This is a genomic window from Bacteroides luti (assembly GCF_900128905.1).
GTDB lineage: Bacteria > Bacteroidota > Bacteroidia > Bacteroidales > Bacteroidaceae > Bacteroides > Bacteroides luti.
Window position 1 is genome coordinate 126,489 of sequence record NZ_FQTV01000011.1, and the last position, 13,038, is coordinate 139,526.

Annotated in this window: 10 protein-coding genes; 5 read left to right on the forward strand and 5 right to left on the reverse strand. The window is 36.5% G+C overall.

What is annotated here, in order from left to right:
* Positions 1 to 10: 10 nt before the first annotated feature.
* Together BUC21_RS11225 and gltX are read right to left on the reverse strand one after the other, a co-directional pair.
* Positions 11 to 1,231: a 3-deoxy-D-manno-octulosonic acid transferase gene (locus BUC21_RS11225; protein ID WP_073402404.1), complete on the reverse strand. Its 1,221-nt coding sequence runs from the start codon at positions 1,229 to 1,231 to the stop codon at positions 11 to 13.
* 10 nt (positions 1,232 to 1,241) lie between these two features.
* Positions 1,242 to 2,762 (reverse strand): glutamate--tRNA ligase, encoded by a 1,521-nt coding sequence (gene gltX / locus BUC21_RS11230; RefSeq protein WP_073402406.1) that lies wholly within the window; start codon positions 2,760 to 2,762, stop codon positions 1,242 to 1,244.
* A 146-nt stretch (positions 2,763 to 2,908) separates the two neighbouring features.
* On the opposite strand from gltX, the gene BUC21_RS11235 reads away from it, so the two are divergent.
* Entirely contained in the window at positions 2,909 to 5,008 is a 2,100-nt protein-coding gene (locus tag BUC21_RS11235; protein ID WP_073402526.1) for an HD family phosphohydrolase, read from the forward strand.
* Positions 5,009 to 5,072: 64 nt separating this feature from the next.
* Here the strand turns inward: BUC21_RS11235 and BUC21_RS11240 are convergent, their stop codons facing one another.
* The 3 genes from BUC21_RS11240 to BUC21_RS11250 all read right to left on the reverse strand — a co-directional run bounded on the left by BUC21_RS11240 (position 5,073) and on the right by BUC21_RS11250 (position 8,778).
* Entirely contained in the window at positions 5,073 to 5,564 is a 492-nt protein-coding gene (locus BUC21_RS11240; RefSeq protein WP_073402408.1) for a low molecular weight protein-tyrosine-phosphatase, read from the reverse strand.
* 3 nt (positions 5,565 to 5,567) lie between these two features.
* Complete coding sequence (gene priA, locus BUC21_RS11245; RefSeq protein ID WP_073402410.1) at positions 5,568 to 8,027, reverse strand: replication restart helicase PriA; 2,460 nt, start codon at positions 8,025 to 8,027, stop codon at positions 5,568 to 5,570.
* A 91-nt stretch (positions 8,028 to 8,118) separates the two neighbouring features.
* A complete protein-coding gene (locus BUC21_RS11250; RefSeq protein ID WP_073402412.1) occupies positions 8,119 to 8,778 on the reverse strand; it encodes a porin family protein in 660 nt (219 codons plus the stop codon).
* Between the two features lie 579 nt (positions 8,779 to 9,357).
* Between BUC21_RS11250 and BUC21_RS11255 the strand changes: the two genes are divergently transcribed.
* From BUC21_RS11255 to fusA, 4 genes are all read left to right on the forward strand, one after another.
* Positions 9,358 to 9,666, forward strand: a complete 309-nt coding sequence (locus BUC21_RS11255; protein WP_073402414.1) for a DUF3467 domain-containing protein — start codon at positions 9,358 to 9,360, stop codon at positions 9,664 to 9,666.
* 200 nt (positions 9,667 to 9,866) lie between these two features.
* On the forward strand, positions 9,867 to 10,277 hold the full coding sequence (gene rpsL / locus BUC21_RS11260) for a 30S ribosomal protein S12 (RefSeq protein WP_073402416.1): 411 nt from the start codon (positions 9,867 to 9,869) through the stop codon (positions 10,275 to 10,277).
* Positions 10,278 to 10,431: 154 nt separating this feature from the next.
* Complete coding sequence (gene rpsG / locus BUC21_RS11265; protein WP_073402418.1) at positions 10,432 to 10,908, forward strand: 30S ribosomal protein S7; 477 nt, start codon at positions 10,432 to 10,434, stop codon at positions 10,906 to 10,908.
* A gap of 13 nt (positions 10,909 to 10,921) precedes the next feature.
* Positions 10,922 to 13,036, forward strand: coding sequence for an elongation factor G (gene fusA / locus BUC21_RS11270; RefSeq protein WP_073402420.1), 2,115 nt, complete (start codon positions 10,922 to 10,924; stop codon positions 13,034 to 13,036).
* Positions 13,037 to 13,038: the final 2 nt, after the last annotated feature.

Consider the following 13,038-nt stretch of genomic DNA (forward strand, 5'->3'; position numbering starts at 1 on the left):
TATCTGTTTTCTAGAACTTAATCTGATCCAGGATTTTTTCACTAGCCCCTAAGTTTTTACTCACATAGTTGTCGGCATTTGCCCCAACTTCCTTCAGATATTCAGTGTCTGAAATCATTTTGTCCAGTAATTGACTTAGCTCTTCATAATTCTTTATGGAGAAGGCTCCGTTTTCTTCTAAAAGCTGTTTTGCTTCCATGAATTTATGGTATTTAGGACCAAAAATAACCGGAATACCATATACGGCAGCTTCAAGTATATTGTGAATACCCACTCCAAATCCTCCGCCTACATAAGCTATTTCTCCGTATCTGTAAATGGAAGATAATAGTCCAAATCCATCAATAATCAGGCAGTCCGCATTTTTCACATTTTGTTCATTTGCTTTAGAATAGCGAACGTATGGACGCTTTAGCTTACTAATTATTTCTACTAAATGATTTTCATCAATTACATGAGGAGCAATAATTAGTTTGATATCAGGATGTGTATTGAAATATTCAATAAAGAGATCTTCATCCGGTTGCCATGAACTTCCGGCTACAATTGTCATTGAATTGCCTTTGAATGCTTCTACTAAAGGCAGATCCTTTGCTTCCTGACGAATTTCAAGAACACGATCGAAACGAGTGTCGCCAACTACAGTAACCTTATTAATACCAATCTTGGAAAGAAAGCGTTTTGAGGTTTCATTTTGAACAAATAACTGATCAAAATTAGCTAAAACCTTTCTGTAAGTCCCTCCATACCATTTAAAAAATATCTGTTCTTTTCGGAAAATGGATGAAATACTGTAAACAGGAATATTCCTTTTGTGTAACTCATCCAAATAGTTTTTCCAGAATTCATATTTAATAAAGAAAGCCATGCAAGGCTGTATAATGTCTAAGAACTTATTTACATTACGAGGCTTATCAAGCGGAAGGTAGCAAACAATGTCTGCTCCTTTGTAATTTTTACGAACTTCATATCCTGATGGAGAAAAGAAAGTAAGCAATATCTTATACTCAGGATATCTTTCTCTGATTTTCTCGATGAGCGGACGTCCTTGTTCAAATTCACCTAAAGATGCAGCATGAAACCAAATATATTTAGCACCATCTTCTTTTTGTTGACGTAGAAGTTCGTATACTATCCAATGCCCTTTCATCATCTTGCGTGGCTTTCTGCTGAAAGGTGCAAGTAGATGAATTAATAGCGAGTATATATAAATTCCAAAATTATAAAACATGTCTGTTCTTTTACTTCTTTATAACCTCTATTGCTCTTTTCATTCGGGCAATTGTTTCTTCTTTGCCTAATACAGCAGAGATGTCAAACATGTGAGGTCCTTTCCCTTCTCCAACAAGTGTGAGACGGAAAGCATTCATGATATTTCCTAGATGATATCCTTTGTTCTCGATCCATTCCATTACAATTTTTTCCTGGTTCTCCAAAGAAAAATCTTCAATGGCTTCGAGTACATGCATAAGCTCTGTTATCTGTGCAGGAGAATCTTCTTTCCAGCGTTTTTTTACAGTCTTTTCATCGTACTCTGTAGGAGCAACAAAGAAGAATTTGCAAACATCCCAGAGTTCTTTTACAAAGCTAACTCGTTCTTTCATAAGTCCTACAACAGTGACAACTTTTTCAAAAGGAGCTTCTACGCCTTGTTCTTTTAAATATGGAATGAATAAATTTGCTATTTCCTCGTTTGACTTAAGCTGAATATATTGATGATTGAACCATTTACCTTTTTCGTAATCGAATTTTGCACCGGCTTTGCTACATCTGTGTAGATCAAAAAGCTGAATAAGCTCATCCATACTCATAATTTCCTGATCATTTCCCGGATTCCATCCTAATAATGCGAGGAAGTTGATTACTGCTTCAGGCAGATAACCAGCTTCTCTGTATCCAGAAGAGATTTCTTCCGTTTTAGGGTCTTTCCATTCTAATGGGAAAACAGGAAATCCCAGTCGGTCACCATCTCGTTTACTAAGTTTGCCATTTCCGTCAGGTTTCAGTAAAAGAGGAAGATGTGCGAACTGCGGCATTGTTTCTTCCCAGCCAAATGCACGGTAAAGAAGTACATGTAATGGTGCAGACGGTAACCATTCTTCGCCGCGGATTACATGAGATACATCCATTAAATGATCGTCTACGATATTTGCAAGATGATATGTGGGCAATTCGTCAGCTGATTTATATAAAACCTTATCATCCAGGATGGAAGAATTGATAATTACTTCTCCACGGATTATATCTTGTACATGAACGTCTTCGTTTGGTTCGATTTTTATTCTGACTACATATTTCTCTCCTGAGTCAATAAGGCTTTTAACTTCTTCTTCAGAAAGAGTCAAAGAGTTGCGCATACTTAATCGCGTAGAAGCATCGTATTGGAAGTTTTTTATTTCAGCACGTTTAGCATCTAATTCTTCAGGAGTATCAAAGGCTATGTATGCTTTTTGGTTATCCAATAAAATTTTAACATACTTCTTGTATATTTCTTTGCGTTCTGATTGACGGTAAGGTCCATAATTTCCTCCGAAACTTACACCTTCATCAAACTCTACGCCTAACCATTTGAAAGCTTCGATAATATATTCTTCTGCTCCTGGAACAAAGCGTTGAGAATCCGTATCTTCTATACGGAAAATCATATCACCACCGTGCTGACGAGCAAATAAATAGTTATATAATGCAGTACGCACACCGCCAATATGTAATGCTCCTGTGGGGCTTGGAGCAAAACGAACTCTTACTTTTCTTTCTGTCATATTGTTTTATATAAAATAAAAATCGGGGCAAAATTAATCTATTTTTTCCGAACTACAGCATAACTTTGATGTTTGTATTGGTCTTAATGGTAAAAAAGAGTGTTCTTATTGTTTTTTTTTGTATTTTTCGACAAAATTTGAATAAAATGAATAAGTTAAGAAATAAAAAACGTTCTACTTATAAAGATTTGATATTTAAGGCCCTGATATTCCTGGCAACAGTGGCTGTTATTGTGTACTTTTTACCTCGAAGCGGGAAATTTAACTATCAATTTGATATTAACAAGCCTTGGAAATATGGGTTGCTGACAGCTTCTTTTGACTTCCCAATTTACAAAGATGAAGCCTTGGTTAAGCAAGAGCAGGATAGTATAATGAGGTTTTATCAGCCCTACTTTATCTACAATCAAAGAATGGAGCAAAAGGCTCTGTCGAAACTTAAGTCCGACTATCAAGGAAGGCTTAAAAGCAAAATGCTTTCAGTTTATTATTACCAGCATATAAATACTGTACTGAAAGGTATTTATAAACGGGGTGTTGTCTCTAGTGCCGACATGGGTAATCTTAAAAAAGATAATATTCAGACTGTTATGATTACAGAGAAAAAAATGGCAAATTCAAAGCCTTCTGCTGAGCTTTTTACCATAAAAACAGCTTATGAATATTTACTGAAAGCAGACACTATTCATTTTAACAAAGAAATCCTAAGACAATGTGATCTGGATAATTATATTATACCCAATTTAGTCTTTGATAGGAAGAAATCCGAATCCGTAAAGACAGAACTTCTTGGCACAATTTCGTGGGCTACCGGGCTTGTTCAGTCTGGTCAAAAGATAATTGACAGGGGGGAGATTGTTAATGATCGCACTTTTCATATTTTGGAGTCTTTGCAGAAAGAATCAATAAAAAGAAATGCGTCTGTCAATCAGCAACGTTTTATTTTGCTTGGACAAGTTCTTTTTGTTAGTATCCTAATGTTTTGCTTTATGCTGTTTCTTGATTTATTCAGAAAGGATTATTATCAACAGAAAGGCGGTTTGTCATTGCTGTTTACGCTGACGATCTTTTTTTCTGTGATTACAGCTTTCATGGTTAAGTATAACTTTTTCAGTGTTTATATGGTTCCTTATGCTATGTTGCCGATTATTATAAGAATATTCCTTGATTCGCGCACAGCATTTATGACCCACACCTTAACCATCTTAATATGTTCAATAACCTTGCGTTATCCTTATGAATTTATTTTGCTTCAATTAACAGCGGGCATAATAGCAATATTTAGTTTAAGAGAATTATCTCAGCGTTCACAATTGTTCCGGTCTGCATTTTTAATTGTTCTTGGTTATGCACTTTTGAATTTCTCTATGGAACTAATTCATGAAACAGATCTTTCAAAGCTTAATCTAAGCATGTATGTAAACTTCATGATTAACGGCATATTGCTGCTCTTTGCTTATCCGCTGTTGTTCATGTTTGAGAAAATATTTGGATTTACATCTAATGTAACCTTGGTTGAACTTTCGAATATTAATAATCCTTTGTTGCGTAAACTGTCCGAGGTTGCACCTGGAACATTCCAACATTCAATGCAGGTGGCTAATTTGGCAGCTGAAGCAGCTATCAGGGTAGGGGGCAAAAGTCAGCTGGTGAGAACCGGAGCTCTTTATCATGATATTGGAAAAATGGAAAATCCGGCTTTCTTTACTGAAAACCAATCGGGAGTAAATCCTCATAAGTCATTGAGTTATGAACAAAGTGCACAGGTTGTAATTCACCATGTAACCGATGGATTGAAACTTGCCGAAAAGCACAATTTACCTAAAGTAATCAAGGATTTTATTCGCACACACCACGGGTTAAGTAAGACTAAGTATTTCTATGTATCATTTAAGAATGAAAATCCCGATAAAGAAGTTAACGAAGAGGTCTTTACTTATCCGGGACCTAATCCTTTTTCTAAGGAAACAGCCATATTGATGATGGCGGATTCAGTAGAAGCGGCTTCTCGTAGTTTGCCTGAATATACAGAAGAATCTATAAGTAATTTAGTAGAGAAGATAATTGATTCACAGATTGCAGATGGATGCTTTAAGTACTGTCCTATTACATTTAGAGACATTGCTACTGTGAAAATTGTTTTTAAAGAGAAACTTCGTACAATTTATCATACGCGTATCAGATACCCGGAATTAATTAATAGAAACGAAGAGAATAATAAATTAAATGCTGTACAAAACAATTAATTCTTCTGTACAAAAGATTTAATTGTTTTGTACAGAAGATTGTTTTCTTTTGTACAAGAGAATTTTATTGTTCGGGCATGTTTTTTAAATATTCCAATAGTCCTTCGCAAGCATCCTCCAGAATATCCAAAACTTTTTCGAATCCAGAAGCACCGCCAAAGTAGGGGTCGGGCACATAATCTGCAGGAATACGTTGGCAGAAATCTGTCATACGGCCAATTTTCTGCATTGCTTCGATAGATGGAGCCAAATCCTTAAGATCATCAATATTGCGGTCGTCCATACCTAATATCAGATCGAAATTATCAAAATCGTCACTTCTCATCGGTCGGGAACGACTTACTAAGTTATAGCCCCTTTTTGCAGCATGAGCACGCATTCGCGAATCAGGCAATTCTCCCTGATGATAGCTGAGAATACCGGCTGAGTCGACTTTTATAGTATTGTTTAATCCTTCTCTTTCAAGATAGGTTTGCATAATTCCTTCTGCCAGTGGTGAACGACAAATATTTCCAAGACATACGAATAGAATTCTGTATTTTGTTTTTTCGCTCATAAATTAAAATGGGTCTACGTCGTAATACACGATTAATGATTTAAATCGCTCGTCTTCAATCATCTCTTTCTGCACTTGCAATAACAGAGCGCGAGCTTTCTCCATTGATGCATTATATTCAATCTTTACAATGATTTTTTTGATAAAAAGCATCTGAATACGAGCTACCGGAGGATTATCCGGACCCAGTACACGATTACCAAATATACTTCTAAGTCTTTCGGCCATAGTGCGAGCCATTGTATCGAGCAAGTCGGCGTTTCTGTTTTTAAGGTATACATAAACAAGCCTGTAATATGGCGGATATCGGAACATCTGACGTTCTGCTAACTGACTGGCAAACATCTGCTGATAATTGTTTGCAATTACCTGGTGGATAATTGGATGATCTATCGACTTTGTCTGCAATATAACCAAACCTTGTTTATTTTTTCTTCCAGCTCTTCCTGATACTTGCGCCATTAGCTGATAAGCACGTTCGTAAGAACGGAAATCGGGATAATTAAGCATTGTGTCGGCATTCAGAATACCTACCACGCTGACATTATCAAAATCCAGTCCTTTCGAAACCATCTGGGTGCCGATTAGTATATCTGTTTTTCTCTGCTCAAAGTTTGCGATAATCTTCTCGTAAGCTGTGCGGGTTCGGGTCGTATCTAAATCCATACGGGCAACCCTTGCTTCGGGGAATATAGTCTTTATATCATCCTCTACCTTTTCAGTTCCAAATCCACGGTTTACTAATTCCACTCCTTCGCAAGCCGGGCAAGAACGTGGTAACTGATAAGTATAACCACAATAATGACAGGTGAGCTGATTTATTCCTTTGTGATAAGTAAGACTCACATCACAATTTTTACATCGGGGAACCCATCCACAGGTTTTGCATTCAATCATCGGAGCAAAGCCTCTTCTGTTTTGGAAAAGAATCACTTGCTCTTTATTCTCTAATGCCTTGCGTACGTGCTCCAATAGAAAAGGAGAGAATTGCCCGTTCATCCGTTTCTTGCGTGCAAGTTCCTTGATATCAACCGGTAGAATCTCGGGTAATTGAATATCCTTATATCTTTCATTAAGTTCTACTAATCCATATTTCCCTTTTGTGGCATTATAATAAGTCTCAACAGAAGGAGTGGCTGTTCCCAATAATGTCTTTGCCCCATATAATGATGCCAGAACAATTGCTGCGTTACGCGCATGATAACGCGGGGTCGGATCATATTGCTTGTATGTATTTTCGTGCTCTTCGTCTACAATTACTAAACCAAGTTTGTGGAATGGCAGAAAAATAGAAGAACGAACTCCAAGTATAATATTGTACCCATCGTTTCCTAATTGCTTGCGCCAGATTTCCACCCTCTCAGCATCCGAGAATTTAGAATGGTAGATGCCTAACTTATTACCAAATACCCGCTTTAAACGTTCGGTTATCTGAGTAGTCAGCGCAATCTCAGGAAGTAAATAAAGAACTTGCTTTCCTTCTTTTATTGTTCTTTCTATAAGATGAATATAGATTTCTGTTTTTCCGCTGGATGTTACTCCATGAAGCAGACATACATTCTTCTTTTTGAAGCTAGTAAGAATCTCTTGGTAAGCCTGTTGCTGATATTCGTTAAGCGGGTTAATTTCCAAAGTAGGCTTCTCTGAAGTATCCAAACGGCCAATTTCTTGTTTATAAACCTCAAAAATATTTTTATCGACCAGACTGTTAAGAGCTGCAGGTAAAGCATCTGTTTTCTTTATCAGTTCCTTTTTACTGACCTCCTTGATGCTTTTACTGCTGTGAAAATGAGATAGCTCCAGATACTTCATCAAAAGTGCAAGTTGTTTCTGGGCACGCTTCAACTCATCGAAAATTTTCTGAAGATTGGTTTCTTCTTTTGCATAGTCAGTTAGGCGAACCCGGATTTCCACTTTAGGCTGATAATTTCGTTTCAGCTCCTCTTTAATAAAGATAGCCTCTTTATCAAGCAGCGATTTAATTGTTGGCAGAAGGTTTTTCAATCCGCTCTCTTTTTCCAGTAGAGTAACCGATTGCTCGGGTTTGTTCTCCATCAGATTTATTAATATTTGTTCTTTCTCTGATAGTTGAACCGAATAGTCGAAATCGGGATTGTACTCTACAATTGTTTCGCTCTCTAGTTTTAAACCTGAGGGTAGTGCGGCTTTATAAACATCGCCTTGCGTGCAAAGATAATATGAAGAAATCCACTCCCAGAACTTGAATTGTATAGGAAGGAGTATTGGCTCGGAATCAAGAATGGTTGCTACCTCTTTTGTCTCATATCCTTCGGGGGCAGAAAAATGTATGTTGTATACAATTGCAGTGTAGAACTTTTTGCGTCCGAAGGGTACAATTATCCTACACCCAATTTTTATATTATTTGCTATATCTTCTGGTATAGAATAAGTAAAGCATTTGGGTAAAGGTAGAGGCAATATAACGTCTGCAAACTTTTTCACACTATTTCTTTTTTTTGAGTATGGCAAAGATATAAAAAAAGGAGGCTTCCCATAAATGAGAAACCTCCTTTTTTATATAAGATAAATGTTTTTAGAAAATGTAGGCTACAGAAACTTGCCACATTTTTGTTTTGCTTTTGAAAGAAACGTTAATATCTTTTGCTAGTTCACCTAAATCACCGCTTGCTGAATCTGTTAATGGTAAGTTATAGTTCAAACCAACCTGTAAATGGCGTAGCAATTTAACACCACCACCGATGTTTAATGAAACCTCAGCCTTCTTATTATCGATTGAAGGTGTTGTACCCGAAATAGCCTGAGTTGCAATGCTTGTTAAGTCGGTAGCCAGATTATCACTATTGATATCAAACGAGAAATTAGGACCAGCAGCAACAAATACACTTGCCATACTTCCTAACCCGATAGAATATTTCAGGTTGACTGGAATATCAAAAGATTTACGTTTGTTGGTAACATCATCATTTGTTTTTGTGTTAGTAATCTTAGTCCCTTTTTCATTGTAAACAATAGCTCCATCAATTCCTAATCCTACGATAGGAATATTAATGTCTATCATTGGTCCAATAAAGAAACCAGACATGTTGTCAGTCTTGAAGTTCTCTTTTAATCCTGAAAAATCAGCATTTACAAGGTTCAATCCACCTTTTACACCAAATTTAATTTGTGCTTGTGCAGGGATAGCAAGAAGTAAGCAGATTGCTATCAAAAGAGTGCTAAAAATCTTTTTCATAAGTCTATAATCGTTTTGTTTGCTTGCAAAAGTATATAAAATATTTGAAATGTAATTATAATTATATAAGTTTTGATATTATTCTTGTTTTAAAAAATAAGAAATATCCCTATTGTAGAGTGTTTTAATGCCTTTTCTTCTTTTTAATTTGTTATTGCTGCTATTTAAAACTTAAATTATTTTGGCGTTTTTCTTGAAGTGAATTTTCATTTCTTTAAAACGAATGTAACATCATAATGCTTTGATAATTAGAAATGAAACATATTTTAACTCGGCAAGAGGTTGAGTATGAGTAAAACTTAAGGTTGTTTTCTGACAATCCGTTTTACTTTTTGAGCTAATAGGTTGATTGTAAGCTGCGGAAAAATTATTTTCACCCCCTATAAATGCAGAAATATTAGTTTTTTTTCCGCACGATTAAATGTTATCTCATAATAATGACTCATCTTCTTGTAAATATTCAATTGAAATTAAAATTTGTTTATTGTTTTGTGATAAATTAAAAGCTTAATTTACAATATTCTAATAGCAATTTGCTATCTTTGCAGCCAAATTAATCATGAAGAAATTTGCTTAGAAATGAATAATGAAAACCCAACAAATCAGTTACAGATAGAATTGAGTGATGAAGTCGCTCAGGGAACTTATGCTAATCTGGCTGTTATAACTCATTCCAGTTCTGAATTTATTGTAGACTTTATAAGGGTAATGCCGGGCTTACCAAAAGCTGGTGTAAAAAGTCGTGTGATTTTAACTCCGGAACATGCCAAAAGATTAATGAGAGCTTTGGAAGATAATGTGCGTAAATATGAAAATTCTTTTGGTCCGATTCGTTTGAACGAAGAAAATTCTATGCAGCCAATTCCTGGTTTCGCAGGAGAAGCTTAAGGCTTGTTTCTTAGTAAGATACATATAGTTTGAGGTGTTTCAGTGCTTTTAGTTCTGTTAAAAAGCTATTTTTGCTGATAAATAGAAAAAACTTTGAATAATCAATTGGTTATTCAAATATATTTCGTATTTTTGCACCCCAAAATGTACACTTTTGAAATTAATATAACAATAATATAATAATTAAAAAACAATTAAAAATGCCTACAATTCAGCAATTAGTAAGAAAAGGAAGGGCCGTTTTGGTTGACAAAAGTAAGTCTCCAGCGTTAGACTCATGTCCTCAAAGACGTGGTGTTTGCGTGAGAGTTTACACAACAACTCCAAAGAAGCCTAACTCTGCAATGCGTAAAGTAGCTCGTGTGCGCTTAACAAACCAGAAGGAAGTTAACTCGTACATTCCAGGAGAAGGACATAACTTGCAAGAACACTCTATCGTATTAGTACGTGGTGGTCGTGTAAAAGACCTTCCGGGTGTACGTTATCACATCGTTCGTGGTACGTTAGATACAGCGGGTGTTGCAGGACGTACTCAAAGACGTTCTAAATACGGTGCAAAACGTCCAAAACCAGGACAAGCAGCAGCTCCAGCTAAAGGAAAGAAAAAGTAATTTCGATCGTTAGCTGAGCTATTTTTTAGATTAAAAAAAATACAAATTCCGTTTTGATTTGTTGGAATAAGCTATAAAGGTTGAGTAAATACCCCAGCGGGGATGTTGAAGACGAATTAATGCAGCCAAAAACAAAACATTATTTTTCAAACAAATGAGAAAAGCAAAACCAAAAAAACGGGTTATCCTTCCGGATCCCGTGTTTAATGATCAAAAGGTTTCTAAATTTGTAAACCACTTGATGTATGATGGTAAGAAAAATACTTCATACGAAATTTTCTACGCAGCCTTAGAAACTGTTAAGGCTAAACTTCCTAACGAGGAAAAAACCTCATTGGAAATCTGGAAAAAAGCATTAGATAATATCACTCCTCAAGTTGAAGTAAAATCTAGACGTGTTGGTGGTGCAACATTCCAAGTTCCTACTGAAATTCGTCCTGATCGTAAAGAATCAGTTTCTATGAAGAACTTGATTTTGTACGCACGTAAAAGAGGCGGAAAATGCATGGCTGATAAATTAGCAGCTGAAATTATTGATGCATTCAACGAACAAGGTGGTGCATTTAAGCGTAAAGAAGATATGCATAGAATGGCTGAAGCTAACCGTGCATTTGCTCATTTCAGATTTTAAATTGTAGAATAAGATGGCAAAACAAGATTTACATTTGACTCGTAATATTGGTATCATGGCTCACATTGATGCTGGTAAAACTACAACTTCTGAACGTATCCTTTTCTATACTGGTCTTACTCATAAGATTGGTGAAGTGCACGAAGGTGCTGCAACTATGGACTGGATGGCTCAGGAACAAGAACGTGGTATTACTATTACATCTGCGGCTACAACTACCAAATGGAAATGGAACGACAATACATTTAAAATCAACTTGATTGACACTCCGGGACACGTTGACTTTACCGCTGAGGTAGAACGTTCTCTTCGTGTATTGGATGGTGCAGTTGCTACTTATTGTGCAGTTGGTGGTGTAGAACCACAATCTGAAACTGTTTGGAGACAAGCTGATAAATATAACGTTCCTCGTATTGGATATGTGAACAAAATGGACCGTTCTGGTGCAGACTTCTTTGAAGTTGTACGCCAAATGAAAGACGTATTAGGAGCTAATCCTTGTCCTATCGTTGTTCCAATCGGTGCTGAAGAAAACTTCAAAGGTTTGGTAGACCTTATTAAAATGAAAGCTATCTACTGGCATGATGAGTCAATGGGTGCGGACTATTCTGAAGAAGAAATTCCAGCAGAACTTATTGATGAATGCAACGAGTGGAGAGGTAAGATGCTTGAATCTGTTGCTGAATTTGATGATACTTTGATGGAGAAATTCTTTGATGATCCTTCAACTATCACTCAAGAAGAAGTTATTAATGCTCTTCGTAAGGCAACTGTTCAGATGGCTATCGTTCCAATGCTTTGTGGTTCTTCATTTAAGAATAAAGGTGTTCAAACTTTGTTAGACTATGTTTGTGCATTCTTACCTTCTCCTCTTGATACAGAAGCTGTAGTTGGTACTAACCCTGATACAGGTGAAGAAGAAGATAGAAAGCCATCTGAAGATGAAGCTACTTCTGCTTTGGCATTTAAGATTGCTACTGACCCTTACGTTGGTCGTTTGACTTTCTTCCGTGTTTATTCAGGTAAGATTGATGCTGGTTCTTATATCTATAACTCTCGCTCTGGAAAGAAAGAACGTGTTTCTCGTTTATTCCAGATGCATTCAAATAAACAAAACCCAGTTGAAGTAATTGGTGCTGGTGATATTGGTGCAGGTGTTGGTTTCAAAGATATTCGTACAGGTGATACTCTTTGCGATGAAAATAAACCAATCGTTCTTGAATCAATGGACTTCCCAGATCCTGTAATTGCTATTGCTGTTGAGCCAAAAACTCAGAAAGATATGGATAAGCTTACTAACGGATTAATTAAGTTAGCTGAAGAAGATCCAACTTTCACTGTTAAAACAGACGAGCAAAGTGGTCAGACAGTTATTGCTGGTATGGGTGAGCTTCACTTGGATATTATCATCGACCGTTTGAAACGTGAGTTTAAGGTAGAATGTAACCAAGGTCGTCCTCAGGTATCTTACAAAGAAGCAATCACTAAGACTGTAAACCTTCGTGAAGTTTACAAAAAACAATCTGGTGGTCGTGGTAAGTTTGCTGATATCATTGTAAATATTGGTCCAGCTGACGAAGGCTTCGAAGGAACTCTTCAATTTATTGACGAAGTAAAAGGTGGTAATATTCCTAAAGAATTTATCCCTGCTGTACAGAAAGGTTTCTTAAGTGCAATGAAGAATGGTGTGCTTGCAGGATTCCCTCTTGATACTTTAAAGGTTACTTTGACTGATGGATCTTTCCACCCAGTTGACTCTGACCAGTTATCATTTGAAATCTGTGCTATCCAGGCTTACAAAAACGCTTGTGCTAAAGCTGGTCCTGCTCTTCTTGAACCAATTATGAGTCTTGAGGTTGTAACTCCAGAAGAAAGTATGGGTGATGTAATCGGAGACTTAAACAAACGTCGTGGTCAGGTTGAAGGTATGGAATCTAGTCGTACAGGTGCAAGAATCGTAAAAGCTAAAGTTCCTATGTCAGAATTGTTCGGTTATGTAACTTCATTACGTACTATCACTTCTGGTCGTGCAACATCATCTATGACATTCTCACATTATGAGAAGGTTTCTTCTTCTATTGCTAAAACAGTTCTTGAAGAAGTTAAGGGACGTGTTGATTTAGTATAAAA